Raw genomic sequence first — 26,354 nt, 5'->3', positions numbered from 1 at the left:
CGTGAGGAGAATAGACATGCTTTCACTCAAGAACGTCACCAAGCGCTTTCCGGGCGTGCTCGCGCTGGACAATGTATCGATCGAAGTGCGGCCGAATGAAATCGTCGGCTTGATCGGCGAGAACGGCGCGGGCAAGTCCACGCTGATGAAGCTATTGACCGGCGCGTATCGCCAGGACACGGGCGAGATCGAGCTCGGCGGCAAGCCGCTCGTGATCCGCAGTCCGCGCGACGCGACGTCCAAGGGCATCGCGATGGTTTATCAGGAGCAGTCGATCCTGCCGAACCTGACGGTCGCGGAGAACCTGTTTCTTGGGCGCGAAGAAGAGTTCGTCACGTTCGGGCGCGTGAACTGGACGAAGCTCAAGCGCGCGGCGAAGAAGGAGCTTGCCACGGTGCATCTGGACGTCGATCCGCTGACGCTGTGCGAGGACATGTCGTTCGGCCAGCGGCAAATGGTGGAACTCGCGAGAGCGTTGTCGCTCGCGGGCCGCACCGGCGGCACGCCGATCATCCTGCTCGACGAGCCCACTTCGGTGCTCGAAGCCGGGGAGATCGAGATTCTGTTCGGCCTCGTGCGTGAGTTGAAGTCGCGTGCGTCGTTCGTGTTCGTTTCGCATCGGCTCGATGAATTGCTGTCGTTGAGCGATCGCGTGTATGTGATGAAGGACGGGAAGGTTGTGTCGGAAATGGCGTCGAGCACTGCGTCGGTGGCGAAGCTTCATGAGCTGATGGTCGGACGCTCGCTGCACAGCGAGTACTACCGTGAGAACCTGCAGAAGCCGTGCCGCGCGGAAGTGGCGCTGTCGGTGCGAAACGCAACGCTCGGTCACGTGCTCAACGACGTCTCCTTCGATGTTCGCTGCGGCGAAGTGTTCGGCGTGGCGGGCGTGGTCGGGTCCGGACGCGAGGAACTTTGCCGCGTGATTGCGGGCCTGGAAAGTCTCGATCGCGGCGAAGTGATGGTGGGTAACACGCGTCTCAAACCGCAGGCGAATCACGCTGTTTCTCTCGGCATCGGATACGTTCCCCGTGAGCGCAAGGTGGAAGGGCTCGTCACGCAAATGAGCGTCGCGCAGAACCTCACGCTGCCTCGGCTCGGCGCGGTCAGCCGTGCCGGCGTCGTGCGCAAGTCGAGTGAACGCGCGTTCGCCAACGAGTGGATTCAGCGCTTGCACATCAAGACGCCGGGGCCCGACGCATCGTGCCGCAATCTCTCGGGTGGGAATCAGCAGAAGGTCGTGCTCGCCAAGTGGCGTTTCGCAGGCAGCCGGATTCTCGTGCTCGATCACCCGACGCGCGGTCTCGATGTCGGCGCGAAGGAAGAGGTCTATCAGCTCATCCGCGAACTGACGGCGGAAGGCGTCGCTGTCGTGCTGACGGGCGACACGCTCGAAGAGATTCTGGGGCTCAGTCATCGCGTGATGGTCATGCGCGACGGCCGCGCCGAAAAGATTCTCCCGTGCGAAGTGGGCCACAAACCCTCGCAGGTTGAAATCGTCGAACACATGGTCTGAGGTCAACATGCCACAACTGAACGCATCCATCGCGGCGAAGCTGCGCGACAACGCGCCCTTCCTCGCTCTCATCGTGCTGTACGTGTTGATCGAGATTGCGCAGCCGAGCTTCCTCGCTCCGTCGACGCAACTCGGCCTGCTCGCCGACAGTTCGACGCTTTTCATCATGGCGGCGGGCACGACCTTCGTCGTGTTGCTCGGCAGTATCGATCTGTCGCTGCAGGCGGTGGCTTCCTTGTCGAGCGTGATCGTCGCGATGTTGCTGCCGCGCTATGGCGCGATGGCGGCTGTCGTCGCGCTCGCGGCATCGTTCGGCATCGGCCTGTTGAGCGGCGTGATCCAGACGGTGCTGCGGATTCCGTCTTTCATCGCGACGCTGGCGGTGGGCGGGATCGCATCGGCGGCTGCGTTGACGCTTTCCGGTACCCGCTCGATCGGTATCAGCGATGAGATGCGCAACGCGTCGCTTGGCTGGACGACCGGCTCCTCGTTCGGCGTGCCGCACGAAATCCTGCTCGGCATCGCGGTGTTCGCCTTCTGCGTGTTCCTGCATCGCTCGACGGTGTTCGGCCGTCAAACCGATGCGATCGGTGCAGGCGAACCGGCGGCGATTGCATCGGGCGTGCGCGTGTCGGTGACCAAGTGCCTCGTGTTCGGGACGTCGTCGTTCTTCGCGGGGCTGGCGGGGGTCGTGATGGCGGGGCGGCTCGGAAGCGGCTCGCCCACGCTGGCGGACCAGTTTCTGCTTCCGGCCATCGCTGCCGTGATCGTCGGCGGCACGGCGTTGACGGGCGGCGCCGGCGGTATCGGCAGGACGCTGGTGGGCGCGCTTCTGGTGTCGGTGGCGCGTGTGGGCATGACGTTCGTCGGCATCAGCGTGTTCGCACAGCAGATCGTGTTCGGGCTGATTCTGATCGTCGCGGTGACAGTAGCTTTCGATCGTTCGAAGGTGCTGGTCATCAAGTGAGTTTCGATCCGGCCCGTATCGCGCGGGCTATTGTTGAAGGAAGGGTTTGCACATGAAGATTCTGGTGAGTGTGAAGCGGGTGGTCGACTACAACGTCAAGGTGCGCGTGAAGTCGGATGGCGGTGGCGTCGATATCGCGAACGTGAAGATGTCGATGAACCCGTTCGATGAAATCGCGGTTGAGGAAGCCGTGCGCTTGCGCGAGGCGGGTGTCGCGACCGAGGTCGTTGCGGTGTCCTGCGGCGTGACGCAGTGTCAGGAGACGCTGCGCACCGCGCTGGCGATTGGCGCGGATCGCGCGATTCTCGTCGAATCGACGGAAGAACTGCAGCCGCTGGCGGTCGCGAAGATTTTGAAGGCGCTGGTGGATAAGGAGCAGCCTCAGTTGGTCATTCTCGGCAAGCAGGCCATCGATGACGATTCGAATCAAACTGGTCAGATGCTTGCCGCATTGTCCGGTCTGCCGCAGGCGACGTTTGCATCGAAGGTCGTTGTGGCCGATGGCAAGGCCACGGTCTCGCGTGAAGTCGATGGTGGCGCGCAAACCCTTGCGCTGACTTTGCCGGCCGTGATCACCACCGATCTGCGCCTGAACGAGCCGCGCTACGTCACGCTGCCCAATATCATGAAGGCGAAGAAGAAGCCTTTGGAAACTGTGAAGCCTGCTGACCTTGGTGTCGACGTGACGCCGCGCCTGAAGACGCTGAAAGTCACCGAGCCGGCGAAGCGCTCTGCCGGCGTGATGGTGCCCGACGTGAAAACGCTGGTCGACAAGCTGAAGAACGAAGCCAAGGTTCTGTAAGGGAGACGCACGAAAATGACGATTCTGGTAATTGCAGAACACGACAACGCATCGATCAAGGCGGCCACGTTGAACACAGTTGCCGCTGCTTCGAAGATCGGCGGTGATATTCACCTGCTGGTCGCGGGAGCGAACGCACAAGCCGCGGCGGACCAGGCAGCGAAGATCGGAGGCGTTTCCAAAATCCTGCTGGCCGACGCGCCGCAACTCGCCGAAGGGCTGGCTGAGAACGTCGAAGGCACAGTACTTAGTATCGCGAAGGATTATTCGCATATCCTGGCTCCGGCTACCGCTTACGGTAAGAACATTGCACCGCGTATCGCGGCGCATCTGGATGTCGCGCAAATCAGCGACATCACCGCCGTGGATTCCGCCGATACCTTCGAGCGCCCGATCTATGCGGGCAACGCAATCGCCATCGTGCAATCGAGCGATCCGATCAAGGTGATCACCGTGCGCGCGACGGGTTTCGATCCCGTTGCGGCAGAGGGCGGCAGCGCATCCGTGGAAAGGATCGAAGCCGCTGCCGACGCCGGCATTTCGCGATTCGTCAGCCGCGAGTTGACCAAGCTGGACCGTCCGGAATTGACATCGGCGAAAGTTATCGTGTCGGGCGGCCGAGGTCTCGGCAACGGCGAGAACTACACGAAAGTACTCGAACCGCTGGCAGACAAGCTTGGTGCAGCGCTGGGCGCATCGCGCGCAGCAGTCGATGCCGGTTTCGTCCCGAACGATTACCAGGTCGGACAAACCGGAAAGATCGTTGCGCCGCAGTTGTACCTCGCAGTCGGCATCTCGGGCGCGATCCAGCATCTGGCCGGGATGAAGGACTCGAAGGTCATCGTCGCGATCAACAAGGACCCCGAAGCGCCGATTTTTAGCGTCGCGGATTACGGACTGGCTCAGGACCTTTTTCAGGCCGTTCCAGAATTGACCGCGATAATCTGACCTCTCTCCAAGGACGTGCCGATGCGAAAGACACGAATCGCGATTGTCGGGGCCGGGCTGGCGGCCACGCCTCATGCGCTTGCCCTGAACGAACTGAATGACGAAGTGGACGTGGTGGGCGTGGTCGGGCGTTCACCGGAACGGCTGAAGCAGTTTGCCAGCACGCACGGCTTTCCGGTTAGCGAGTCGTTCGACGCAGTATTGAACGATCAAAGCGTCGATGCCGTTCTGGTGCTCACGCCGCCCAACACACATCTTGAGCTGGTTCAGCGGGCCGCTGCCGCAGGCAAGCACGTGCTGCTCGAAAAGCCGCTGGACATATCGATGGTTCGCGCGGAACGTGCCGTCCAGGCCTGCCGGGATGCCGGCGTAAAACTTGGGGTGGTCTTCCAGAACCGCTTCCGTCCGGCTGTCCAGCGGCTTGCAGCGTTGACCGAAAGTGGCGCACTCGGGCCGCTCGCCTATGCGGGTGTCGACTTGCGCTGGTGGCGGCCGCAGTCCTACTACGACGAGCCCGGCCGCGGCACGTATGCGCGCGACGGTGGCGGCGTGTTGATGACGCAGGCCATTCACTCGCTCGACATCCTGATGTGGCTGGCAGGCGAGGTGTCATCGGTCGTGGCGGCAACCGCAACAACCCATCTCCATTCAATGGAGGCGGAAGATTTCGCGAGCGCCGCACTCACATTCGAAAGTGGCGCCGCCGGCCAGATACTCGCGACGACGGCGGCGTTCCCCGGCTTTCCTGAGCGCGTTGAACTGATTGGCGCAAACGGGACGGCGGTGCTCGAAGGCGGACATCTGCGCGTGTTCTTCCATGATGGCCGTGTCGATGAGTTCAATGACCCATCGTCGTCCGGCTTCGGTGCGAAGCCGATGGACTTCTCTCACACGGCCCATCGTGATCTGTTGAAGGACTTTTGCGCCGCCATCCGCGAGGATCGTGCTCCATTGGTAACGGGCGATGACGCGCTGCGCGTGCAGCGACTGATCGAGCGCATCACTAACCGCAAAGGACAATGCCCGTGACGCACATAGACGGAGAAACACGAGTCGTCGCCATTCTGGGCGATCCCATCGCGCAGGCAAAGTCTCCGCAACTTTTCAACGCGCTTTTCAACCGGCACGGAGTGAATGCGGTACTCGTGCCGTTTCTTGTTCCGTCTGCGAACCTCGGGCGTGTCCTTGAGGGACTGCGCGGCGTAGCCAACCTCGCCGGCGTGATCGTGACGGTGCCGCACAAGTTGCAGGCGAGCGCTTACGCCACGCAATTATCGGAAGCCGCGCAGCAAACGGGCGCGGTCAATTGTCTGCGCCGCGAAGCCGATGGATCGTGGACAGGCGCCATGTTCGATGGCACGGGCTTCATCAAGGGTTTGCAAGGCCGCCAGCATGTCGTGCGCGGAAAATCCGCACTCATTGTCGGTACGGGCGGAGCGGGCGTGGCGGTGGCACATGCATTGATCGATGCAGGCATCGCGTCGCTCGATCTCTTCGATAAAGATACGGCGTCGTTGCAGCGGCTCGTCGGGGCGTTGCGGGCGCGTGAGAGCGGAACGGTCATCCGCGAGAGCGAGGCGTGCGCTCAGGCGACGCATGATCTTGTCGTCAATGCAACGCCTTGCGGAATGCGCGCCGACGACCCCGTGCCGATCGATCTTTCCAACGCGGGTCCACGCGCCGTCGTCGCGGATCTGATCATGAAGCCAGCAGAAACGCGCCTTTTGGCTGACGCGAAAGTGCGCAATCTGACCTCGCATCCTGGGCATCACTTGCTCGAAAACGCGGTTGAAGCGATGGCGTCGTTTCTGGGCGTCTTTCCGTCGTCGCCTGAGTACGCGATCCCGCCAGGAAGCGAAGGGCGCGAGTCAGCGGGAAGTAGCGAGATCTCGGGAAAACCCTCTTTTGATCGGTCGCGTAGCGAGGCATAGTAAACGCTATTATGTAACTATCCGGTGCGTTACAAAGGCGATCTCAATACCTGAACACGATCGCCATCGCATCAGCCATACGCACTACTAACGTCACATCGCGATCACGCTGACCATCTCCCAGCAAGCTGGCGATGGTATGGCAAAGCGCGCCTATCATCTCGGAGACACGCATGGCCAACCCAAAGACTAACGAGCCGAAAGGCAGGCATCAGTCGAAGAAAGCCGCCGCGAGTGGCTGGATCGGCTCGATGCTGGAGTACTACGACTTCTTCATCTACGCCACGGCGGCATCGTTGATTTTCCCGCAGATCTTTTTTTCGAAGAGCGATCCCAAGATCGCCATCATCGCGTCGCTGGCGACCTATGGTGTCGGCTATGTGGCGCGTCCTATCGGCGCGCTCGTGCTGGGCCATTTGGGCGACACCCACGGCCGCAAGTACGTGCTGATTCTTTGCATGTTCATGATGGGCTTTTCGACCATGGCCGTCGGCTTGCTGCCCACTTACGAGCAGGTGGGCCTTTGGGCGCCGATCGGATTGGTCGCCATGCGCCTGATTCAGGGCTTCGCGGTGGCCGGAGAAATCGCGGGTGCAAGCTCGATGGTTCTCGAACACGCCCCGTTCGGCCGGCGTGGCTTTTTCGCGAGCTTCACGCTGCAGGGCGTGCAGGCGGGCCAGCTTCTGGCTGCGGCGGTATTCTTGCCGCTCGCGCACTACATACCGACGGACGCGTTCACTTCCTGGGGCTGGCGCATACCCTTCATCCTGAGTGTTTTTATCATCGTCGCGGGCTACTTCATTCGACGCGATGTCGATGAAACTCCGGCCTTTGTCGAAGAAGATGAGCAGGGCGAGATTGCCAGGTCGCCGATCGTCCATGCCTTCACCGACAGTTGGGCCGATATTTTGCGCGTTGCCTGCATGTCGTTGACGACCGTCATTCCCGTGGTGGCGACAATCTTCGGTGCGGCGTATGCGGTGCAGCCGGCCTACGGCATCGGCTTCCATGCGGACGTCTATCTGTGGATTCCGGTGCTCGGCAACATCCTGGCGGTGTTCCTGATTCCCTATGTCGGCAATCTGTCGGACAGAATCGGCCGTAGACTCCCGGCGGTCGTCGGTGCACTCGCCTCCGGTCTGCTTTCATTCGGCTATCTCTATTCCATCAGCATCCATAGCACGCCTTTGGCGATCGTCATGGCGTTGTTGATGTGGGGCGTTGCCTACCAGGGCTTCAATGCTATCTTCCCGAGCTTTTATCCCGAGTTGTTCCGCACTCGCAATCGAGTCACGGGGGTAGCGATCGGGCATAACATCGGAATCACCATCGCGGCGCTGCTGCCTGCGCTGTTTGTCGCCGTGGCGCCCCCGGGAGGGTCGGCCAACGTTCCGCTCACAGTCGGGGCCATCACGCTCGTGGCGACGATCATCGCGGCGGTTGCGGCGCTAACTGCACGGGAAACCTACCGCATCCACCTGAACGATCTGGGCAAGCCGGGCGCCGTGCCGGTCGATCAGCGGGAATACCGGCGGATAAGAGCGCAGACGCTGGCCGGTGCGAGACTGGCCAAAGCGGAGCGATCAATAGTGCCGGTCGGAAATTCAAACTCAGCAAGAGATTGAAGCAACATGGGCGGCTTACCTTCGGCCGCCCTGGCGTGAGCTGAGCGCCTGCGCCATCTAGCCGAATACGGGCTGGTGGCGCTGACGGCAGTGCCCGAATTGCACGACCTGATGCTTCGATCCATCCATGCACGGACTCAAGCGAAGGCACAAGGTTAACGGTTGCAGCGATAAGCAGCGCGCACGCGATACATGCCCGAAATCGGTGCACCCATGACACCTTCGAGTGCGCAACATCCCCGCCGAAGGGCGCAAAAGCGCGCATCATAAGGCCCAAAGCCTCGATAACCCCCTGGCACATTTCCCGCTTAAGGAGACGGGCAAGGAGCCGGCGCATCATCCGGTTCGAGACAATCTGGAAAATGGACGGCTAGGGTTCCGGTCTGCATCGCGCAGACGCTGGTCCGAGAGCTGTCGACCTCAGGCGAGGTTACACGGCGGGATAAAAGCCCGGGAGAGAACGCGATGTGTCGCGCTGCTCCCTGCCGTCGATAACCGCCCCTTCCGAGGTCAACCTCATGCGCAAGTTTGCTCGCTGTCTTGGCATCGCCGCTCTCTCCCTCGCCGCACTTGCCTCCCAGTCCGCCATCGCCGCGGGCCGCACCGACTTCAAGGTCTGCTGGACCATCTACGCGGGCTGGATGCCGTGGGGTCAGGCCAAGACTCAAGGCATCGTCTCCAAGTGGGCGAAGAAGTACGGCATCAATGTCGATGTCGTGCAACTGAACGATTACGTCGAGTCCATCAATCAGTACACGGCCGGCAAGTTCGACGGCTGCGCGATGACCAACATGGACGCGCTCACCATTCCCGCCTCGGGCGGCGTGGATTCGACGGCGCTCATCGTGAGCGATTATTCGAACGGCAACGACGGCGTGCTGATGAAGGGCAAGGGCAAGCAGATCGCCGATCTGAAGGGCCAGCAGATCAACCTCGTGCAGTTCTCCGTCTCGCACTATCTACTCGCGCGCGCGCTCGACAGCGCGCATATGAGCGAGCGCGACCTGAAAGTCGTGAATACGTCGGACGCCGATATCTCCGGCGCATTCGCCGCGCCTGCCGTGCATAACGCCGTCACGTGGAACCCGATGCTCGCCGACCTCAAGGCGCAACCGAACGTCACCGAAGTCTTCGATTCGAGCAAGATCCCCGGCGAGATCATGGACATGATGGTCGTCAACACGAAGACCCTGCAGGAGAATCCGGCGCTCGGCAAGGCACTGACCGGCGCATGGTTCGAGATGGTCGCGCTGATGCACGGCGACTCGCCCGACACGACCACGGCATTGACCGCGATGGCCAAGGCGTCCGGCACCGATCTCGCCAACTTCAAGGGCCAGTTGTCGACGACCGCGCTCTTCTATACGCCCAAAGCCGCGCTCGATTTCGTCACCAGCCCCGACATGCCGAAGATCATGACGCGCGTCGCGAAGTTCTCCTTCGATCACGGTCTGCTCGGACAGGACGCGAAAAGCGCGGACGCAATCGGCATGGCGTTCGGCAACGGCGTCGTGATCGGCAGCAAGAACAACGTGAAGCTGCGCTTCGATCCGACCTACGTCGCGATGGCGGCGGCGGGCAAGCTCTGAGCCGAATTTTCAGGCCTCGAAACCAGGCGGTCACCATGCGACTCATCAATCGACATCCGAGCCGGATCGGCGGCCTCATGCTGCTCCTGCTGCCGTTCGTCGTGCTGTGCGCGGTCTATTTCACCGGATCGTCGATGCGGCTCGCCGTCAATCCCGACGACAAGCTACTTCCCAGCGCGACGCAAATGAGCGATGCGGTGAAGTCCGTCGCCTTCACCGAAGACAGGCGCACCGGCGAGTATCTGTTGTGGGCCGACACGCTTTCGAGTTTACGGCGGCTGGGCATCGGGCTCGTCGTGAGCGCGGCGATCGCGCTGGTGGCGGCCATCGCGACCGGTTCGCTTCCGCTCGTCAGCGCGACGCTTTCGCCCTTCATCACGGTGATTTCGATGGTGCCGCCGCTCGCGGTGCTGCCGATTCTCTTCATCGTGTTCGGGCTCGACGAGTTGTCGAAGGTCGTGCTCATCGTCATCGGCATCACGCCGATGATCATCCGCGATCTGCATGCGCGCGCCAGCGAGATTCCCGCCGAGTTGTGGGTCAAGGCGCAAACGCTCGGCGCGACGAGCTGGACGCTGATTCTGCGTCTGGTTCTGCCGCAGCTTCTGCCGCGTCTGCTCGTAGCGATGCGTCTGTCACTCGGCGCCGCGTGGCTGTTCCTCATCGCGGCCGAAGCGATCGCCTCCACCGATGGTCTCGGCTACCGCATCTTCCTCGTGCGCCGTTATCTCTCGATGGACCTGATTCTTCCGTACGTCGCGTGGATAACTCTGCTGGCGTGGCTTACCGACGAACTGCTCCGGCGCATCACGCTGTGGTGCTTCCCCTGGTACGGCGGAGGCGCGCGATGATCGAAGTCCGCAATGTCTGGAAGGAATATGGCGATCAGGTCGTGCTCGAACGCTTGAATCTCACCGTAAAAGAAGGCGAGTTCTGTTCGATGGTCGGCGCATCGGGCTGCGGCAAGTCGACGTTTCTGCGCCTGCTGCTGGGTCAGGAACGCGTGACGCGCGGCGAGATTCTGCTCGACGGCGAGCCGCTGCCCGGCGAACCGGACGCGCATCGCGGCGTCGTGTTTCAGCGCTATTCCGTGTTCGACCATCTGAGCGTGCTACGCAACGTGATGCTCGGCCTCGAACTGCCGCGCGCGCGATTCACGGGCCGTCTCTTCGGCGCACAGCGGCGTAACGCCCGCGACGAAGCCGTCGCGATGCTCGAACGCGTCGGCCTCGGCGCAGCGTTGAACAAGTATCCGCAACAACTCTCGGGCGGCATGCAGCAACGGCTCGCCATCGCGCAGGCATTGATGATGAAGCCGCGCGTTCTGCTGCTCGACGAACCTTTCGGCGCGCTCGATCCCGGCATCCGCCGCGACATGCACGTGCTGCTCTCGGAGTTATGGCGCGAGTCGAAGCTCACGATCTTCATGGTCACGCACGACCTGAAGGAGGGCTTCACGCTCGGAAGCCGCGTGCTCGTGTTCGACAAAGTGCGCGTCGATCCTCAAGCGCCCGGTGCATACGGCGCGCGCATCACCTACAACATTCCGCTCGATCGCAGCCGCGATTCCGTCTCCGCCGTTCATCTGGCGCGGGCGGCCGTGCAAGGCGCATCGGCCATCGAACTGGTCTCCGACTGAAGGAACATTCACTCATGACAATACTGCTCGAAGAATCCGTGCCCGGAGGCGGTCATACCTCGCTCATCGTCAAACGCGGACAGTCGCTGCGCGTGACGGACCTGCGCGGCGGCGCGAACGTCAGCGTGATGATGGTCAACGCGAGCGAGAAAAGCGAAAGGCTCAATCTGCCGGATTCGCTCAAGTGCCAGCACACGGCGAAGCTCACCGTCGGCCACTGCCTCTACTCCGACATGGGACGCGTGCTCGCCGCGATCATCGCGGACACGTGCGGCTGGCATGACAGCATCGGCGGCGTATCGAACGCGCGGGAAGTTCTCGAACGCTATGGCGCGGGACGTTACCAGGAACTGCGCAATGGCTTTTATCGCAACGGCGCGGACAACCTGCTCGTCGAGATGGGCAAATGGGGTCTCGGCATCTCGGACCTGATGATGACGCTCAATCTCTTCAGCCGTGTCGATGTCACGAATGAAGGCGCGCTTAGCTTCGTCGCGGGCAATTCCGGCGCGGGCGATTACATCGATCTTTATGCGCCGATGAACACGCTATTCGTGCTCACCGCTATTCAGCATCCGCTCGACCCGAATCCGGAATATGCGCCGAGGCCTGTGAAGCTCGAACTCAGCGAAGCGCGGCCCGAAATAGCCGAAATCTGCCGCACCGCATGCGAGGAGAACGTGCGCGGCTTCATCAACACCGAACGATTTTTTCTTTAAGCGGACATCGCGCCATGAACATAACGACACTTACCGTCAGCGATAAACATCCTGCAAGCGCGGTGTATCGCGAGACGCTCGGCGCGGGCGAGCCCTGGCTTCACGAGTTGAAGGCCGGGCAGACGCTGCGTATCGTCGATCTGGAAGGTAATCAGGCTGTCGATACGCTGTTCTACAGCGTCGCCGATACACGCGAACGCTTCGACCCGCAGCGCACGCTGCGGCATCAAAAAAGCCTTTATCTCACGACGGGTTCCGTGCTGTATTCGAACCTCGGCAATCCGATGCTGACCATCGTCGCCGATACATGCGGACGTCACGACACGCTCGGCGGCGCGTGCGCGCAGGAGAGCAACACGGTGCGCTATGCGCTGGAGAAGCGCTACATGCATAGCTGTCGCGACAACTTCCTGCGGGCATGTCTGCACGACGGACGACTCTCGAAGAAAGACATCGGCGCGAACGTCAACTTCTTCATGAACGTGCCGGTAACGGCCGAGGGCGGCCTCACCTTCGAAGACGGCATTTCCGCGCCCGGAAAGTACGTCGAAATGCGCGCGGAAATGGACGTCATCGTGCTGATTTCGAACTGCCCGCAATTGAACAATCCGTGCAATGCCTATAACCCGACGCCCGCGGAGTTGCTGATATGGAACTGAAGCGCATGCGCCACTGGATCTACTTTCTCTTCCTGGTCCGCGCGGGACGATGCTGCACGCTCACGCGCGAACAACTGACTCGGACCTATCGCTGACGCGATGCGGCCGCGGACGACCGTGGCCGCCATTCTCACGGCGGGACGGCCCGCCTCCGAAAAGACCCTTTCCATGTTCGAGAAGATCCTGATTGCCAATCGCGGCGCAATCGCGTGCCGCATTCTCAGAACGCTGCGCGAACTCGACGTAACCGGGGTCGCGGTTTTCGCGGAAGCCGACCGGGCGAGCCGTCACGTGAGCGAAGCGCCCATCGCGCATGAACTGGGCGACGGTCCCGCCGCCACGACCTATCTCGACGCCGCGAAGATCCTCGACATCGCGCGGCGCGAGGGCGTGCAGGCGATTCATCCCGGCTACGGCTTTCTGTCGGAGAACGCGTCGTTCGGCGATGCATGCGAAGCTGCGGGCATCGCGTTCATCGGGCCGACGCCCGCGCAGTTGCGCGCATTCGGCCTCAAGCATACGGCGCGGGAAATCGCGGCGCGAGAAGGCGTGCCGATGCTCGAAGGCACCGGCCTGCTCGCGGACGTCGCGGCGGCGCTCGACGCCGCGCAGTCGATCGGCTATCCCGTGATGCTGAAGAGCACGGCAGGCGGCGGCGGCATCGGCATGCGCGTGTGCTGGAACATCGATGAACTGAGCGCGCATTTCGATGCCGTCAAGCGCCTCGGCGAAAACAACTTCAGCGATGCGGGCGTGTTTCTGGAGAAGTACATCGAACGCGCGCGACACCTCGAAGTGCAGGTGTTCGGCGATGGCCGCGGCAACGCGATCGCGCTCGGCGTGCGCGATTGTTCGGTGCAGCGTCGCAATCAGAAAGTGCTGGAGGAAACGCCCGCGCCTTGCCTGCCCGAAGGCATCGCGCAGGCGCTGTGCGATGCGGCGGTGAAGCTTGCGAAGGCGGTCGATTACCGTTCCGCCGGCACCGTCGAATTCGTGTACGACAGTGCCGCCCGCCAGTTCTATTTTCTCGAAGTGAACACGCGTCTTCAGGTCGAGCACGGCGTGACGGAACAGGTATGGGGCGTCGATCTCGTTCGCTGGATGATCGAACTCGCGGCGGGCACGCTCGCGCCGCTCGACGAACTCTTCGCGAAGCTGACGCCGCGCGGCCACGCGATTCAGGCGCGCCTCTATGCGGAAGATCCCGGGCGCGACTTCAAGCCGAGTCCTGGTCTGCTGACCGATGTCGCGTTCCCGCAGACGGATGGCCGCGCGTTGCGCATCGACACGTGGATCGAAGCGGGTTGCGAAGTGCCGCCTTACTTCGATCCGATGCTCGCGAAGCTTATCGCGTGGTCGCCGACGCGCGATGAAGCGCGGCATGCGCTCGACGAAGCGCTCGGGCGCACGCGCATCTACGGCGTCGAAACGAATCGCGCTTATCTGCAGCAGATTCTCGGCGACGCGCCGTTCGCAACCGGCGAACCGTGGACGCGCTGTCTCGAAGGGCTCGTCTATCGCGCCAGCACGATCGAAGTCGTCAGCGGCGGCACGCAGACGACCGTGCAGGATTTTCCGGGGCGGCTCGGTTACTGGGCCGTCGGCATTCCGCCATCGGGTCCGATGGACGACCGCGCGATGCAACTCGGCAACCGTCTGCTCGGCAATGCCGCCGACGCCGCCGCGCTCGAAGTGACGATGAGCGGCCCGACACTGCGCTTCAACACGGATGCCGTCGTCGCCGTCACGGGCGCGGACATTCCCGTGTTTCTCGACGGCCGCGCGCAGCCGATAAACACGAGCATTCACTTGAGCGCCGGCTCGACGCTCGCGCTCGGCACGATTCGCGGCGCAGGCGCGCGCGCCTATCTGTGCGTGCGCGGCGGCTTCGATGTCGCGCTGTATCTCGGCAGCCGCAGCACGTTCACGCTCGGCCAGTTCGGCGGACATGGCGGACGCGCGCTGCGCGCCGGCGACGTGCTGCATCTCCATCCGCTCGACGATGCACAGGCCGGCGCGTCGCTCGTGAACGTGCCGCCGCTCGACAGCGGTCGCACCATCCGCGTGATCTATGGTCCGCATGGCGCGCCGGAATATTTCAGCCCGGCGTATATCGAGCGCTTCCTCGACACGGAATGGGAGATCCACTTCAATTCCAGCCGAACCGGCGTGCGTCTCATCGGTCCCAAGCCGGGATGGGCGCGCGAGGACGGCGGCGAAGCGGGACTGCATCCGTCGAACATTCACGACAATCCTTACGCGGTGGGCGCGATCGACTTCACCGGAGACATGCCCGTGATACTCGGGCCCGACGGACCGAGCCTCGGCGGATTCGTGTGTCCGGTGACGATCATCGAAGCGGACCTCTGGCAGATCGGCCAGCTCAAGGCGGGTGACAAGGTTCGCTTCGTGCCCGTCGAAATCGATGCGGCGCGTGCGGCCATGCATCGACGCCGGCGCGAACTGGAAAGCCTCGATATCAAGCCATGCGCGACGCCTGAAAGAACGAAGCCGCTGACATCGCCCGTGGTGCTCGACATCGGCGCGCAAGGTGAACGGCTCGTCGCGCGTCTGTCGGGCGATACGCATCTGCTGCTCGAAATCGGACCGGCCGAACTCGATCTCGTCGCGCGCTTTCGCGGCCACGCGCTGATGCAGTCGCTCGAAGCGCAGGCGCTGCCCGGCGTGATCGATCTGACGCCCGGCATTCGCTCGCTGCAGGTGCATTACCGGCCCGACGATCTGCCGCTCGCGCGACTGCTCGATATCGTCGCGCGGACATGGAAGGACGTTCTGCTGCAACGGGATTTGCGCGTGCCGTCGCGCGTGGTGCATCTGCCGCTGTCGTGGGACGACCCTGCATGTCAGCTCGCGATCGACAAGTACATGACCACCGTGCGCAAGGACGCGCCGTGGTGTCCGAGCAATCTGGAATTCATCCGGCGCATCAACGAACTCGGTTCGATCGAGGCGGTCAGGCAGATCGTCTTCGAAGCGAGCTATCTCGTGATGGGTCTCGGCGATGTGTATCTGGGCGCGCCCGTCGCGACGCCGCTCGATCCGCGTCACCGGCTGGTGACGACGAAGTACAACCCGGCGCGCACGTGGACCGCGGAAAATTCGGTGGGCATCGGCGGCGCGTATCTGTGTGTGTATGGCATGGAGGGTCCTGGCGGCTATCAGTTCGTCGGACGCACCTTGCAGATGTGGAACCGCTATCGTCAGACCGCGGACTTCGCGGGACAGCACCACTTGCTGCGCTTCTTCGATCAGATCCGTTTCTACGAGGTATCGTCGCACGAGCTGCTGCGCATTCGTGCGGACTTTCCGCTGGGACGTTATCCGTTGCGTATCGACGAGGCCGAATTGTCGCTGTCGGACTATCAGGCATTTCTCGACAGGGAAGCCGTCAGCATCGATGCGTTTCGCACGCATCAGCGCGCGGCGTTTCAGGCGGAACGCGAGCGCTGGCGCGAATCGGGCGCATCCGAGGACGCGCTCGAAGCGCCCGCCGCCGAGGAAGCCGGACTGGCGCCGCTGGCCGACGGCGAGACGGCCGTGGACAGCGAGATCGCCGGCAGTCTGTGGCAGGTGAAAGTCGCGACGGGCGACGTGGTTGCGGCAGGCGATGTGCTGCTCGTCATCGAGTCGATGAAGATGGAAATCTCGGTCTGCGCGCCGTGCGCCGGCACGGTCGGCGCGATCCACGTGGCGCCGGGTTCGCCGGTGCGCGCGGGACAGCGCGTCGCGGTCATCGAACATCACTGAACTTACTGGACCTGGACATGCTGTCATTCGATCTGCGTCTGTCGACGCTCAACGCAGCTTATTCGGCGGGAACGCTCACGCCGCGCGCGCTCATCGCGGAACTGCGCGAGAAGGCTGCCGCGCTGAATTCCGAGTTCAACCTCTTCATTCATTTGCTGAGCGAAGAAGAACTCGCGCCCTATCTCGACCGGCTCGAACGGCTCGAACAGCGCGATATCGCAAGCCTGCCGCTGTACGGCATTCCGTTCGCGATCAAGGACAACATCGACCTCGCCGGCATACCGACGACCGCCGCGTGCCCCGCGTTCGCCTATACGCCTTCCGAGTCGGCGACGCTCGTCGCGCAACTCATCGAACTCGGCGCGATACCGCTCGGCAAGACCAACCTCGATCAGTTCGCGACGGGTCTCAACGGCACACGCTCGCCCTTTGGAAAATGCCGCAACAGCGTGCATCCCGACTATCCGTCCGGCGGATCGAGCGCGGGCTCGTCGCTGGCCGTGGCGCTCGGCGTCGCCAGTTTTTCGCTTGGCACGGATACAGCCGGATCGGGGCGCGTGCCCGCCGGGCTGAACAACCTCGTCGGACTCAAACCGACCAAAGGCCTGCTGTCGACGGCGGGCGTCGTGCCGGCCTGCCGCACGCTCGATTGCGTGACGTTCTTCACCGCGACGGCGGAAGAAGCGAGCACGCTGCTCGCGCTGACCGCGAAGGCCGATCCGCGCGATGCCTACAGCCGCGGCAATCCGCAATGGAACACGGCGCGCGCGTTCGGCACGCCCGCCGCGTTCCGCTTCGGCGTGCCGTCGCAACTGGAATTCGCGGGATGTAGCGAAGGGCCTGCGTTGTTCGCCGAGGCCCGCACGATGCTCGAAGCAGCGGGGGGAGCCGCCGTGGAGATCGATTTCGCGCCGTTCGTCGAAGCCGCGCAATTGCTCTATCAAGGTCCGTGGGTCGCGGAGCGCTATAGCGTCGTGGGCGATCTGATCGGCACGACGCCGGATGCGGTGTTGCCCGTCATCCGCGATGTGCTGGCGAAGGCGCCGGGCGCGACCGCCGTCGAACTTTTTCGGGCGCAGTATCGCCTGCAGGCGCTGAAAGCGACCTGCGACGCCGTGCTCGATTCGCTCGACTTCGTGCTCACGCCGACGTATCCGCGCCCGGTCACGCTCGCCGAACTCGAACGCGATCCGATCGGGCCGAATTCATTGCTCGGCTATTACACGAACTTCATGAATCTGCTCGACTATGCCGCCGTCGCCGCGCCCACCGCGATCATGAAGAACGGCCTTCCGTGGGGCGTGACGGTGTTCGGTCGCGCGTTCACGGATCAATATCTGCTCGGCGTCGCCGATCTGCTTCAGCGTGCGAGCGGCGTGGATTGCGTCGGCAACAACGCGCTCGTCGCGATGGAGCGAAGCGCGGCGAGCAACGACCGCATGCGCGTGGTCGTGTGCGGCGCGCATATGCAGGGCTTGCCTTTGAATCGCGATCTGAGCTCGCGCGGCGCGCGGCTCGTGCACGCGACGCACACCGCGCCGTCGTATCGGCTGTGCGCGTTGCGGCCGTCGACGGACGGCGTGCGGCGTCCGGGCATGTGGCGCGTCGAGGAAGGCGGCGTGGGCATCGCGGTCGAAGTCTGGGACATGCCGAGCGCCGAGTTCGGTTCGTTCGCCGCGACCGTTGCGTCGCCGCTTGCGCTGGGAAAAGTGGAACTGTCGGACGGCGCGTGGGCGACGGGCTTCCTCTGCGAGCCTTACGGTGTGCAGTCGGGTGAAGAAATTTCGGAGTTCGGCGGATGGCGCGCATGGCTTCGCCGCTCGTCGTAACGATCGACAGATCGATGGCGTAAGGCGTTCGCAAGACAGCGGCACAGCTTCTGCTCATGTTGCCGACAACCTACCGCGGACGCCTATGAGCAAGAACAGCAAAGCAAAACAGAAGATGCCTGCGCCCGATGACCGGCAGGCGATTCTGACCGAACTGCGCCGCTGCAAGATGGCGCGCTCGCCGCACGCTTATGTCAGAGGCAACACAGAACGTTTCTATGAATGGGTGGTTGAGGCAAACGGCGATTCGCTACCGCGCGGCCCCGCGATCTGGATTTGCGGCGACTGCCATACGGGCAATCTCGGACCGATAGCCAATGCGAAAGGGGACGTGGAAATACAGATTCGCGACCTTGATCAGACGGTGATCGGCAACCCCGTGCATGACGTCGTCCGCCTGGGATTGTCACTCGCGACCGCTGCACGCGGGTCTTCATTGTCGGGGCTGAACGTCGTGCGAATGATCGAGGCGCTGGCGTCCGGATATGAATCCGCGTTTTCGGATACGAGCGTCGAGATCGAACGTCCTGAACCCGTTCACCTGACGATGAAGGAGGCCTTGCGTCGATCGTGGCAGCAACTCGCGCGCGAGCGCATCGAGGACTTGCATCCGACGATTCCCTTGGGCAGACGCTTCTGGCCCCTTGCCCGCGACGAGCGAAAATCGATCGAGGCGCTCTTTGGCGATGAGGACATCGCGAGCCTGCCGACGAGCCTGAAGAACCGCGACGATGCGGGTGAAGTCGTCGTGCTGGACGCGGCATATTGGGTAAAGGGATGCAGCTCGCTTGGCCGTCTGCGCTATGCCGTCCTGCTCGACGTCGATGGTGGCGTGGTCGAGGGCGACGACCTGTGTCTCATGGACATCAAGGAAAGCGTGAAGGCGGCAGCGCCCCGCTACGACGACGTGGCGATGCCGCGCGACAACGCCTTGCGCGTTCTCGAAGGTGCGCGGCACCTCTCGCCTCACCTTGGCGAACGCATGCGCGCAGCACGCCTGCTCGATCGCGGGGTGGTCATTCGCGAATTATTGCCGCAGGACATGAAGCTAGAGATCGAGCAACTGGACAAGGACGACGCGATGCACGTCGCGCAGTATCTCGCTGCCGTGGTCGGCAAGGCGCACGCGCGCCAGATGGACGACGCGACAAAGCGAGAGTGGCGTATCGAACTCGGTCGCAATCGATCGAAGACCATCGACGCGCCGCTGTGGCTTTGGAACAGCATCGTCCAGTTGGTGAGTAGCCATGAAGCGGGATACCTTGAGCATTGCCGGCGTTACGCGACGGGGGCTTGAGTGTGGCGACAGCGCTTGGGCGGCCAGGCTTTCGCTTCAACGAGGCGTCAGTTCAACCGGCGTATCGGCGCGATAACCGCCTCCTAATGCCTTCCTCAAGCCGATTTCCTGGCTGAGCATTTGTCCATCGAGCGCGACGGTCTTGCTGCTGAGTCCGCGCCGATACAACGCCTCGACGCGATCTCTCGCGAACCCCAGCGAACGGATGCGTTGCTCCTGCAGCCGGGTCTGCGCGTCCAGTTCCTGCAGGCGGCTGCCCGTCCGCGCGACATCGCGCACTGCGTTGAGCACGGCCTCGTTGTATTGCTCGATGAGCAGATTGCTTTCGGCGCGCACACCGGCAAGATTTGCGTTGAGCCGGCCGCCTTTTCGAGCGCTTTCCCTCCGACGCCATATTCGGCCTTCACAATCACCCCGGCGTGGCGGCGGGAACGTTCATGTTTCGCTCCGGGCCCAATATGACTGCGCCGACGAGCATCTCGTCACCGGTGCGGCTTTTTTGGGTGCGACTGATCGAGCGATTTCTCAGACGCGAATGATCAACGATCGACAGGGAGGGTCGGAAGTGCTTGGAACGCGCGATGCTGGATGTTCGCTGTGGCTTCGACCGAGCGAAGCCGTAGGGGACGATCATGCGCGCAGCTTTCTCGCACCACCCGCCGACGCTCGAAGGAAAAATTTCCGCGCTAGTGAAGGCAGACCTCCACATTGTTGCCGGTGAGAGGCGCATCGCCGATCTGAAAACACTTGCCGGCCGCGCCCACAGCGCGGAAGGTCTAAAGACGAACGTGAGGCTGATCGAGGCGATCATCCAATCCGTTACATGCTTGCGCGCCTATCGTGCCGTGATTGTCGACGCGGTGCTGCACGATCAAAAAATCGGTGAATGCTGCCCCGGCACGCGCGATCCCGTCTTCCAGAATCCCGGTCCGGCCGGTCAACTAGCCAGAGCCATCGACAACGCCCTATGCAGGCTCGTTTTATGCCACGGTGCGCAGACTGCCGCTGAAGGTCATGAGCGGCGCACCTATTGTTATTCGGAGATCGAGGCCCTCCGTCGCGAACTCGATTCCCTCGGCGTCGATCGATTGGCAGTGCTGCCGTACATAGAGCGCTCGCCGTAACGAGAACGACTGTTCGCATTGCGCGAGCCGCGCCGAAGCGAGAGGTTCCACAGCGCGCTACTACCTTGTCTGACGCGGGCGCTAGCAGACCCGCTCAATCCTCGGCAGCGTTCTGCCGCCTGCGGTGCTGGTCTGATTCGATTGTCGATGCGAACGAATGGACGACCTGAATGGCGACACGCGCGGCATCCATGCCGGCGGTATCGCCATTCGTGGCACCGCGCGCATCAGAACCGCATGCGCACTCCGGCGAAAGCCGCGACTTGCCGGTTCGTCGACGAGGCCGTGCCAACGTCGGCGATTGCCGCGATCTTCTGATAACCGCCGCCTACGCTCGTCGAAGCGTCTCCCGAGGCAAGCTGATACACGCCTGACAGATACAGGTCCGTGCGCTTCGAGAGGCTATAGTCGACGCCGAGCGTGAACTGGTGCCAGCGCGGCTTGAGCGTCGCGCCGCCGGTGCCGGGAAGGCTGTTGGCGCGGCCGTCGGTGAATGTGTAGACGCCGATGAGCTTCGTCGCCGGTGTGAGGTTGTAGCGGCCGTTGACGTCGTAGTTGTTGAACTTGCGCGAGGAGCCGTCGTTGTAGTCGAGCTGCGTGTGACTCCACGCGAAGCCGAGCGTCGCCAGCGTGCCGAACGCGTAGTTCGCGCCCGCCACCGCGATCTGCTGACGCGTCACGCCGCCGTTCAAACCATTGAAGAACGCGCCGCTGTAGTCATCGCCGGTCGTGGTCGATGCACCGCCTACCGCGCCGCCCGTGTTCGATGCCGCGTTCGGATGATCGAGCAGCACGTAGCCGCCGCCGATCGAAAGCGGGCCGTTCACATAGTTCGCCGCCACGCCCCATGCACGGTTGTTGCCGAAGCCCGTGCCCGCGCCGCTGTTCGGACCGGCCTGATTGCTGAATGCATAGAGGGCGTCGACGGTGAAGCCCTCGAACGGATCGCTGCGGAACTTCACGGCATTGTTGATGCGGAAGGTCTGGTTCAGGTTGTCGTTGTCGCCGACGTGCGTGGACGGCGACCAGAAGCCCGGTCCCGCATAAGCCGCGAGCAGATCCGCGTTCGGATCGTACTGACGGCCGAAGGTGAGCGTGCCCACGCCGGTCTTCGCAACGCCCACGAACGCTTGCCGGCCGAATTCGCGGCCGCCCTGGCCAGCGGTGCCGTCGTTCACCCGAAAGCCATTTTCGAGCGTGAAGACAGCCTTGTAGCCGCCGCCGAGATCCTCGACGCCTTTCAGACCCCAGCGGCTGCCGTTGAACTTGCCGCTCGTCGCTTGAAAGTTAGGCGCGCCACGCTGATTGTTCGTATAGGCAACGCCTGCATCGATGATGCCGTACAGCGTAACCGAGCTTTGTGCCTGCACGATGCCCGGAAGGGCGATCAGAAGGCCGGCAGTGCCGGCGAGTGCGACGCGTTTCATTGGATTCCTTGAAGTGCGTGTTTACCGCGAGTTTTTGGGGAAGCCGATCTTACGATTGCCTTGATGCCGAACGATCGATTTCTCATGTGGAATTTTGTCGTGCGCTACTTCGTAATCCGACTGAACTTTGCAATGGAATGAAAGACCTCGGGCGCGATGCGATGACCATGTGAGTCCGCCGCTGATTTGCTTTCGTCAAAGCGTTCGTTGGCGATATGCGAAGCGGCCTTTAGGATCGGGCGCCAGAGGTGATTTCATCCTCGAAGGTCTTTCTGGAAACTGCTCATGCGATACAAGGGATACGACGTGGCGCCGACCGCGCATGCATTGCCGAGCGGCCTGTTCGCGGCGAACCTGATTATCGAAAGCAGTGCAGCGGCGAGCCGGGCATCGTTCGCGTTCGATGCGCTCGACTATTTTTTCGAGGCGGATCATGCCGTCGCGTATGCGGCGCGCTGGGCCCGGCTATGGATCGATCAGCGCACCACGTCCGCGCGCGGCTTTAAGTCATCCTGAACTGAAAGCAGCGACCCATTCCGTGATTCCTCGCATCCTTTCTTGATCGCTCGACGCGTCGAGCGAGCGCCGCTCGCTGCCCGAGGCCGGTTGCACGATGAACGCATGCGCATGCGTGACGCCTCGCCGCGAAGTTCGCGGATGTGCGCGAGCGCGCCGCGGCCGCAAGGTGCGCTTCGGTGTGCGTCTGCATGCGATCGTGCGCGAGACGAACGACGAGGCGTGGGCGGCCGCCGACTCGCCGATCAGCCGTCTCACCGATTAGGACATCGCGCAATCGCAGCAGAACTTAGCGCAGATTGATTCGGTCGGACCACGCCGCTTGGCCGAACTTCACGGCGGACGGCGCGACCGGCTTGAGATCGCCCCGAACCTGTGGGCGCGCGTCGGACGCGTGCGCGGCGGCGCCGGCACGGCTCTGGTCGGCGACGCACAGACAGTGGCGGCGCGTGTGCAGGAATATGTGGAGGCGGGCGCGGACGGCGTCGTGCTGTCGGGCTATCCGCATCTGGAAGAGGCGTATCGCTTCGTGGAACTCGTGTTCCCGCTCCTTCCGGACAAGGGGCGCGTAACGACCGGCGCGCGGCAGACGGGCGGCGCATTCGATATTCGCGCGGCCGGCGGCCCACGGTCATGACCGCGCGCCATCGCAAGAGAGGCTCAGATGAAGATGACTCACCGGATCACGTCGTCAACGAGCGGGCCCGCATGGGGACTGGCGTTCGGCTTGATGATGACCGCTATCGGCGTGGCGCTGTGGTGGCGCGGCATGTCTTCCTTTCCCGACACGGTGGACGAGTCGCTCGGCATCGCGGCCCTGCTCGTGGGCATATTCATGTCTGTCTATGCCGGCCGCGAGATCCTTCACGGCAGACGGCGCAAGTAGCGAGACGTGCGGCACTCTCGACGTATCGAACCGACAAGCGAAGCGATGCTCCTGCAAACATCGCATCGCTTCGCCGTCGTTCAATGCGACAGCAAAAAAGGAAGGGTGGATGTTTCCAGCAGAGTACGCGTGACGCCCCCGAGCACGCGTTCCAGTCCACGCGAATGTGCATACGCGCCCGCGACAAGCATGTCCGCGTGCACACTGTTCGCTCTGTCCATCAACGTCAGTCCCGTGTTTTCGCCGCGAATGCGAGGCGTCGATGAAAAGCTCGCACTCACGCCCTGACGATCCAGATAAGCCGAAATCTCGATACCTACAGGCGATTTTTCGTCTCGATGCCGCTCGACGGTCATGATCTCGACGAAGCGAGCGCGACGCAAGATGGGCAGCGCATCGGCCACGGCTCGCGTGGCTTCACGACTGTCGTCCCACGCGATGACCACACTCTCGCCGAGCGTCTTGATGTCGCCGGAACGCGGTACGAGCAGCACGGGGCGCCCCAACCCCATCACGACATCCTCGACGAACCGGCGAGCGATGAAGGCCCCCGGATCGTCGGGATCGTCCTGGCCGAGCACGACCACATCGGCATGACGGCCATGCAGGGTGGCCGCATCGAGCACGGAACCTGTCGGCGCGCGCCACTCGCCGTTGACACCCGCCAACCGCGCAGCCTGCTCGAACGCTTCGCGTGCGTTGTCGAGCGAGGTACGACGTTGTTCTCCGTAGGCGCCGCGTTGCAGGCTCAACCCGGGATCGAACAGAGGATGGCCGAGGTCCTGACAAACAAGATAAAGCCCGATGACGTGCGCATCGAACCGACGCGCGAACTCCATCGCGAACTGCATGCGCGTCGCGCAACGGCGACTGTCGTCGAGATGTACGAGAATGGTTTTCCAGTTCACGATGCCGTTTCCTTTGAAAGCAGTACGCGCTGAGGCTGACAGGCATCGAGTCTAGGGACGCGGCATGACTACGCGGTTGACTCAGGTCAACGGCGCGGTGCTTTGGTCGATTTCCTTCGAGCAAGAGTCAATGACGCAGCACCCATACGACGAGCGTATGCGCGTCTTCCGGCGAGAGCGGGCCGCCACGTTCCGCGGGCGAGGGCATGGCCATGTTGCCCCAGTGCGCTCGACCGCCGACGCGGAGCTTATGTTCGAGCATGACCTGGGCACGCGGGTCGTCGCGGTAACGGTTGGCGATCTCCTGGAAAGACGGCGCAAGGAACGGCGCGTCGTTCGTGTGGCAGAACATGCAATGCTGCTGATCGATCAGTGCGCTCGGCTCGGGCTGGGCGAGCGCTCGCGAGGCGAGCAGCAGCAGCGATGCAAGAATCGCTGCGAGTGCGACGTGCCGAGGGCGGACAGGGACGACATCGCGTCGCGCGCGAACGCCGCCGGCAAGGCGAGTGAACATGACTGATCAACCGGAAGGAGCACACCGTCATGATGCGAATCCGTTCGTCTCACTCGTTGATCTGAATCAACGCTGGTCACGACGTCAACGCAAACACTGGAGGCGTGTACAAGCCTCTGTCTGCCAGGACCCCGCGACCATGGACATCAAGTTCCCACCGCAAGCACCGGAGTACATCGGCGAGGAGCCCGCGCTCATGTTCCTCGCTCTGGTGGACGACCGCGGTATCGAATGCAAGATTTCGGCTGAAGCGCTGGAAGATCACTTCGGTGCGTCGTCCCGGCGAGAGGACGACTTGCAACGCGCGTTCGAGAACAACCGCGCGGTCATAGAAGGCGCAGCCGAACAATTGCTGACCAGCGTCGGATGCAAACCAGTGATCCTTCGAAGCGGTTATTTCCGATTCAGTGGAGGAGGCACGGCTGCGGGCATCGATTCCAGGCATGCGCGCATGTCGAAACGAGAGCGTGCGGCTGAAGCTGGAAATCGCCGCGAAACCGATGCGCAAGGAGGTGAATGATGCGTGCCATGCTCTACGATGGAGCCGCTCCGATACTGCGGGCAGCGGAAGTCGGCGATCCCGTCGCGGGTCCGGGGCAGTTGCTTATCAACGTGACCGCGTGCGGTGTATGCCGGACGGACCTGCATCTCGTCGACGGCGAGCTGCCGCAATCGAAACGCCCAGTTATTCCCGGACACGAAGTCGTCGGGCGCGTCGCTGCCGTCGGTCCTGGCGTGGGCGAGTTCTTTTCTGTGGGCGACCGGGTCGGGGTTCCGTGGCTGGGACATACGTGTGGCGAATGTCCGTATTGCATCGACGAACGCGAGAATCTGTGCGACGCGCCGGGCTTCACCGGTTATACCCTCGACGGCGGCTATGCCGAGCGCATGGTCGCCGAGAGTCACTTTTGCCTGCATATTCCGCGACGCTACAGCGACATCGAAGCGGCCCCATTGCTGTGCGCGGGACTCATCGGCTATCGAACGCTGCGCATGGCAGGGCACGCAAGACGGCTCGGCATCTATGGCTTTGGCGCTGCCGCGCACATCGTCGCGCAAGTGGCGCACCATCAAGGTCGCACGGTCTTTGCGTTCACTCGTCCGGGAGACACCGCGGCACAGCAACTTGCATTGCAACTCGGCGCCGACTGGGCCGGCAGCAGCGCCGAGCGTGCGCCGGATGAGCTCGACGCCGCGCTGATCTTTGCGCCCGCAGGCGAACTCGTGCCCGTCGCGTTGCGTGCGGTTTGCAGGGGGGGCGTGGTCGTGTGCGGCGGCATCCATATGAGCGACGTTCCGTCTTTTCCCTACTCGCTGCTCTGGGGCGAGCGGCGCATCGTCTCGGTCGCCAATCTGACGCGCGCGGACGGCGTGGACTTCATGCGCTATGCGACCGAGATTCCATTGCGCATGCAGACGCAGGTCTATCCGCTCGCCGAGGCGAATCGGGCGCTCGCCGATTTGCGCGGAGGGCGAGTGCTGGGCGCGGCAGTGCTGCGCGTGGCCGAATGACGACGCGCGCGTAATTCACGGCTCATATGCTTTCGAGTTCAGACTGATCGGGAATACTAATGTTATTGCCACGTGCATGCACCGATGAAAGCCGATCTTCCCGATCTCGTCGCTCGCTCTGGTGCCGTCATGAATGCGCCTGTTGCGTATCTTCTGGAACGGTAAGGGCGTTCGCGCG

At 62.9% G+C, this 26,354-nt stretch carries 24 protein-coding genes, 2 pseudogenes and 1 riboswitch; of the genes and pseudogenes, 22 read left to right on the top strand and 4 right to left on the bottom strand.

All coding sequences use genetic code 11. The features are described from left to right. Positions 1 to 16: 16 nt before the first annotated feature. The 15 genes from AWB82_RS07035 (at position 17) to AWB82_RS06965 (ending at position 19,289) form a co-directional block, all read left to right on the top strand. Positions 17 to 1,516, top strand: coding sequence for a sugar ABC transporter ATP-binding protein (locus AWB82_RS07035; RefSeq protein WP_086966432.1), 1,500 nt, complete (start codon positions 17 to 19; stop codon positions 1,514 to 1,516). A gap of 7 nt (positions 1,517 to 1,523) precedes the next feature. Then, positions 1,524 to 2,483: an ABC transporter permease gene (locus AWB82_RS07030; protein ID WP_086966431.1), complete on the top strand. Its 960-nt coding sequence runs from the start codon at positions 1,524 to 1,526 to the stop codon at positions 2,481 to 2,483. Between the two features lie 52 nt (positions 2,484 to 2,535). After that, positions 2,536 to 3,285, top strand: a complete 750-nt coding sequence (locus AWB82_RS07025) for an electron transfer flavoprotein subunit beta/FixA family protein (RefSeq protein WP_086966430.1) — start codon at positions 2,536 to 2,538, stop codon at positions 3,283 to 3,285. A 15-nt stretch (positions 3,286 to 3,300) separates the two neighbouring features. Next, positions 3,301 to 4,233, top strand: coding sequence for an electron transfer flavoprotein subunit alpha/FixB family protein (locus tag AWB82_RS07020; RefSeq protein ID WP_086966429.1), 933 nt, complete (start codon positions 3,301 to 3,303; stop codon positions 4,231 to 4,233). 21 nt (positions 4,234 to 4,254) lie between these two features. After that, positions 4,255 to 5,262 carry a Gfo/Idh/MocA family protein gene (locus tag AWB82_RS07015; protein ID WP_086966428.1) on the top strand — a complete coding sequence of 336 codons (1,008 nt, stop codon included), beginning with the start codon at positions 4,255 to 4,257 and terminating at the stop codon, positions 5,260 to 5,262. After that, positions 5,259 to 6,164: a shikimate dehydrogenase family protein gene (locus AWB82_RS07010; protein WP_159462564.1), complete on the top strand. Its 906-nt coding sequence runs from the start codon at positions 5,259 to 5,261 to the stop codon at positions 6,162 to 6,164. The genes AWB82_RS07015 and AWB82_RS07010 overlap by 4 nt, the downstream gene beginning before the upstream one ends. Before the next feature lie 173 nt (positions 6,165 to 6,337). Further along, complete coding sequence (locus AWB82_RS07005; protein ID WP_086966426.1) at positions 6,338 to 7,789, top strand: MFS transporter; 1,452 nt, start codon at positions 6,338 to 6,340, stop codon at positions 7,787 to 7,789. A gap of 359 nt (positions 7,790 to 8,148) precedes the next feature. Next, positions 8,149 to 8,248, top strand: a riboswitch (guanidine-I (ykkC/yxkD leader). 59 nt (positions 8,249 to 8,307) lie between these two features. Then, positions 8,308 to 9,378, top strand: coding sequence for a putative urea ABC transporter substrate-binding protein (locus tag AWB82_RS07000; protein ID WP_086966425.1), 1,071 nt, complete (start codon positions 8,308 to 8,310; stop codon positions 9,376 to 9,378). Positions 9,379 to 9,413: 35 nt separating this feature from the next. Continuing rightward, positions 9,414 to 10,229 (top strand): ABC transporter permease, encoded by an 816-nt coding sequence (locus AWB82_RS06995; RefSeq protein ID WP_086966424.1) that lies wholly within the window; start codon positions 9,414 to 9,416, stop codon positions 10,227 to 10,229. Then, positions 10,226 to 11,017, top strand: a complete 792-nt coding sequence (locus tag AWB82_RS06990; protein WP_086966423.1) for an ABC transporter ATP-binding protein — start codon at positions 10,226 to 10,228, stop codon at positions 11,015 to 11,017. The genes AWB82_RS06995 and AWB82_RS06990 overlap by 4 nt, the downstream gene beginning before the upstream one ends. Before the next feature lie 14 nt (positions 11,018 to 11,031). Continuing rightward, positions 11,032 to 11,736, top strand: coding sequence for an urea amidolyase associated protein UAAP1 (locus tag AWB82_RS06985; RefSeq protein ID WP_086966422.1), 705 nt, complete (start codon positions 11,032 to 11,034; stop codon positions 11,734 to 11,736). A 14-nt stretch (positions 11,737 to 11,750) separates the two neighbouring features. Then, entirely contained in the window at positions 11,751 to 12,395 is a 645-nt protein-coding gene (locus AWB82_RS06980; protein WP_086966421.1) for an urea amidolyase associated protein UAAP2, read from the top strand. Positions 12,396 to 12,563: 168 nt separating this feature from the next. Next, positions 12,564 to 16,163, top strand: coding sequence for an urea carboxylase (uca, locus tag AWB82_RS06975; RefSeq protein ID WP_086966420.1), 3,600 nt, complete (start codon positions 12,564 to 12,566; stop codon positions 16,161 to 16,163). Between the two features lie 17 nt (positions 16,164 to 16,180). Next, positions 16,181 to 17,992: an allophanate hydrolase gene (gene atzF, locus AWB82_RS06970; protein ID WP_086966419.1), complete on the top strand. Its 1,812-nt coding sequence runs from the start codon at positions 16,181 to 16,183 to the stop codon at positions 17,990 to 17,992. A gap of 85 nt (positions 17,993 to 18,077) precedes the next feature. Further along, entirely contained in the window at positions 18,078 to 19,289 is a 1,212-nt protein-coding gene (locus AWB82_RS06965; RefSeq protein ID WP_086966418.1) for a DUF2252 family protein, read from the top strand. A gap of 36 nt (positions 19,290 to 19,325) precedes the next feature. On the opposite strand, the gene AWB82_RS06960 is transcribed toward AWB82_RS06965, so the two are convergent. Beyond that, a complete protein-coding gene (locus AWB82_RS06960) occupies positions 19,326 to 19,625 on the bottom strand; it encodes a hypothetical protein (RefSeq protein ID WP_200818059.1) in 300 nt (99 codons plus the stop codon). 20 nt (positions 19,626 to 19,645) lie between these two features. On the opposite strand from AWB82_RS06960, the pseudogene AWB82_RS38215 reads away from it, so the two are divergent. After that, positions 19,646 to 19,783, top strand: a pseudogene (locus tag AWB82_RS38215) (amidohydrolase); the annotation flags it as partial. A 138-nt stretch (positions 19,784 to 19,921) separates the two neighbouring features. Next, complete coding sequence (locus AWB82_RS06955) at positions 19,922 to 20,413, top strand: hypothetical protein (RefSeq protein WP_086966417.1); 492 nt, start codon at positions 19,922 to 19,924, stop codon at positions 20,411 to 20,413. 227 nt (positions 20,414 to 20,640) lie between these two features. On the opposite strand, the gene AWB82_RS06950 is transcribed toward AWB82_RS06955, so the two are convergent. Next, positions 20,641 to 21,840 (bottom strand): porin, encoded by a 1,200-nt coding sequence (locus tag AWB82_RS06950; protein ID WP_086966416.1) that lies wholly within the window; start codon positions 21,838 to 21,840, stop codon positions 20,641 to 20,643. Between the two features lie 285 nt (positions 21,841 to 22,125). On the opposite strand from AWB82_RS06950, the gene AWB82_RS06945 reads away from it, so the two are divergent. The 3 genes and pseudogenes from AWB82_RS06945 (at position 22,126) to AWB82_RS06935 (ending at position 23,242) form a co-directional block, all read left to right on the top strand. Further along, positions 22,126 to 22,356 carry a hypothetical protein gene (locus tag AWB82_RS06945; protein WP_086966415.1) on the top strand — a complete coding sequence of 77 codons (231 nt, stop codon included), beginning with the start codon at positions 22,126 to 22,128 and terminating at the stop codon, positions 22,354 to 22,356. 151 nt (positions 22,357 to 22,507) lie between these two features. Further along, positions 22,508 to 22,993 (top strand): annotated as a pseudogene (locus AWB82_RS06940) (LLM class flavin-dependent oxidoreductase); the annotation flags it as partial. A gap of 27 nt (positions 22,994 to 23,020) precedes the next feature. Beyond that, positions 23,021 to 23,242, top strand: coding sequence for a hypothetical protein (locus AWB82_RS06935; RefSeq protein ID WP_086966414.1), 222 nt, complete (start codon positions 23,021 to 23,023; stop codon positions 23,240 to 23,242). Between the two features lie 80 nt (positions 23,243 to 23,322). Here AWB82_RS06935 and AWB82_RS06930 read toward each other — a convergent pair whose 3' ends face one another. Together AWB82_RS06930 and AWB82_RS06925 are read right to left on the bottom strand one after the other, a co-directional pair. Beyond that, complete coding sequence (locus AWB82_RS06930; protein WP_086966413.1) at positions 23,323 to 24,150, bottom strand: universal stress protein; 828 nt, start codon at positions 24,148 to 24,150, stop codon at positions 23,323 to 23,325. 127 nt (positions 24,151 to 24,277) lie between these two features. Then, complete coding sequence (locus AWB82_RS06925; RefSeq protein ID WP_235023203.1) at positions 24,278 to 24,664, bottom strand: c-type cytochrome; 387 nt, start codon at positions 24,662 to 24,664, stop codon at positions 24,278 to 24,280. A 139-nt stretch (positions 24,665 to 24,803) separates the two neighbouring features. On the opposite strand from AWB82_RS06925, the gene AWB82_RS06920 reads away from it, so the two are divergent. Next, on the top strand, positions 24,804 to 25,184 hold the full coding sequence (locus AWB82_RS06920; RefSeq protein ID WP_086966412.1) for a DUF1488 family protein: 381 nt from the start codon (positions 24,804 to 24,806) through the stop codon (positions 25,182 to 25,184). Further along, on the top strand, positions 25,184 to 26,176 hold the full coding sequence (locus AWB82_RS06915; protein ID WP_086966496.1) for a zinc-dependent alcohol dehydrogenase family protein: 993 nt from the start codon (positions 25,184 to 25,186) through the stop codon (positions 26,174 to 26,176). Before AWB82_RS06920 ends, AWB82_RS06915 begins: the two co-directional genes overlap by 1 nt. Positions 26,177 to 26,354 lie beyond the last annotated feature (178 nt).

This window comes from Caballeronia glebae (assembly GCF_001545035.1).
GTDB lineage: Bacteria > Pseudomonadota > Gammaproteobacteria > Burkholderiales > Burkholderiaceae > Caballeronia > Caballeronia glebae.
This window is presented reverse-complemented; position numbering and strand designations above follow the sequence as displayed.

What these genes read in the sequence shown, in the direction of transcription:
- AWB82_RS07035 (WP_086966432.1), top strand. Translation starts at nt 17, where the DNA reads ATGCTTTCACTCAAGAACGTCACCAAGCGCTTTCCGGGCGTGCTCGCG.
- AWB82_RS07030 (WP_086966431.1), top strand. Translation starts at nt 1,524, where the DNA reads ATGCCACAACTGAACGCATCCATCGCGGCGAAGCTGCGCGACAACGCG.
- AWB82_RS07025 (WP_086966430.1), top strand. Translation starts at nt 2,536, where the DNA reads ATGAAGATTCTGGTGAGTGTGAAGCGGGTGGTCGACTACAACGTCAAG.
- AWB82_RS07020 (WP_086966429.1), top strand. Translation starts at nt 3,301, where the DNA reads ATGACGATTCTGGTAATTGCAGAACACGACAACGCATCGATCAAGGCG.
- AWB82_RS07015 (WP_086966428.1), top strand. Translation starts at nt 4,255, where the DNA reads ATGCGAAAGACACGAATCGCGATTGTCGGGGCCGGGCTGGCGGCCACG.
- AWB82_RS07005 (WP_086966426.1), top strand. Translation starts at nt 6,338, where the DNA reads ATGGCCAACCCAAAGACTAACGAGCCGAAAGGCAGGCATCAGTCGAAG.
- AWB82_RS07000 (WP_086966425.1), top strand. Translation starts at nt 8,308, where the DNA reads ATGCGCAAGTTTGCTCGCTGTCTTGGCATCGCCGCTCTCTCCCTCGCC.
- AWB82_RS06995 (WP_086966424.1), top strand. Translation starts at nt 9,414, where the DNA reads ATGCGACTCATCAATCGACATCCGAGCCGGATCGGCGGCCTCATGCTG.
- AWB82_RS06990 (WP_086966423.1), top strand. Translation starts at nt 10,226, where the DNA reads ATGATCGAAGTCCGCAATGTCTGGAAGGAATATGGCGATCAGGTCGTG.
- AWB82_RS06985 (WP_086966422.1), top strand. Translation starts at nt 11,032, where the DNA reads ATGACAATACTGCTCGAAGAATCCGTGCCCGGAGGCGGTCATACCTCG.
- AWB82_RS06980 (WP_086966421.1), top strand. Translation starts at nt 11,751, where the DNA reads ATGAACATAACGACACTTACCGTCAGCGATAAACATCCTGCAAGCGCG.
- uca (WP_086966420.1), top strand. Translation starts at nt 12,564, where the DNA reads ATGTTCGAGAAGATCCTGATTGCCAATCGCGGCGCAATCGCGTGCCGC.
- atzF (WP_086966419.1), top strand. Translation starts at nt 16,181, where the DNA reads ATGCTGTCATTCGATCTGCGTCTGTCGACGCTCAACGCAGCTTATTCG.
- AWB82_RS06965 (WP_086966418.1), top strand. Translation starts at nt 18,078, where the DNA reads ATGAGCAAGAACAGCAAAGCAAAACAGAAGATGCCTGCGCCCGATGAC.
- AWB82_RS06955 (WP_086966417.1), top strand. Translation starts at nt 19,922, where the DNA reads ATGCGCGCAGCTTTCTCGCACCACCCGCCGACGCTCGAAGGAAAAATT.
- AWB82_RS06950 (WP_086966416.1), bottom strand. Translation starts at nt 21,840, where the DNA reads ATGAAACGCGTCGCACTCGCCGGCACTGCCGGCCTTCTGATCGCCCTT.
- AWB82_RS06945 (WP_086966415.1), top strand. Translation starts at nt 22,126, where the DNA reads ATGCGATACAAGGGATACGACGTGGCGCCGACCGCGCATGCATTGCCG.
- AWB82_RS06935 (WP_086966414.1), top strand. Translation starts at nt 23,021, where the DNA reads ATGAAGATGACTCACCGGATCACGTCGTCAACGAGCGGGCCCGCATGG.
- AWB82_RS06925 (WP_235023203.1), bottom strand. Translation starts at nt 24,664, where the DNA reads ATGTTCACTCGCCTTGCCGGCGGCGTTCGCGCGCGACGCGATGTCGTC.
- AWB82_RS06920 (WP_086966412.1), top strand. Translation starts at nt 24,804, where the DNA reads ATGGACATCAAGTTCCCACCGCAAGCACCGGAGTACATCGGCGAGGAG.
- AWB82_RS06915 (WP_086966496.1), top strand. Translation starts at nt 25,184, where the DNA reads ATGCGTGCCATGCTCTACGATGGAGCCGCTCCGATACTGCGGGCAGCG.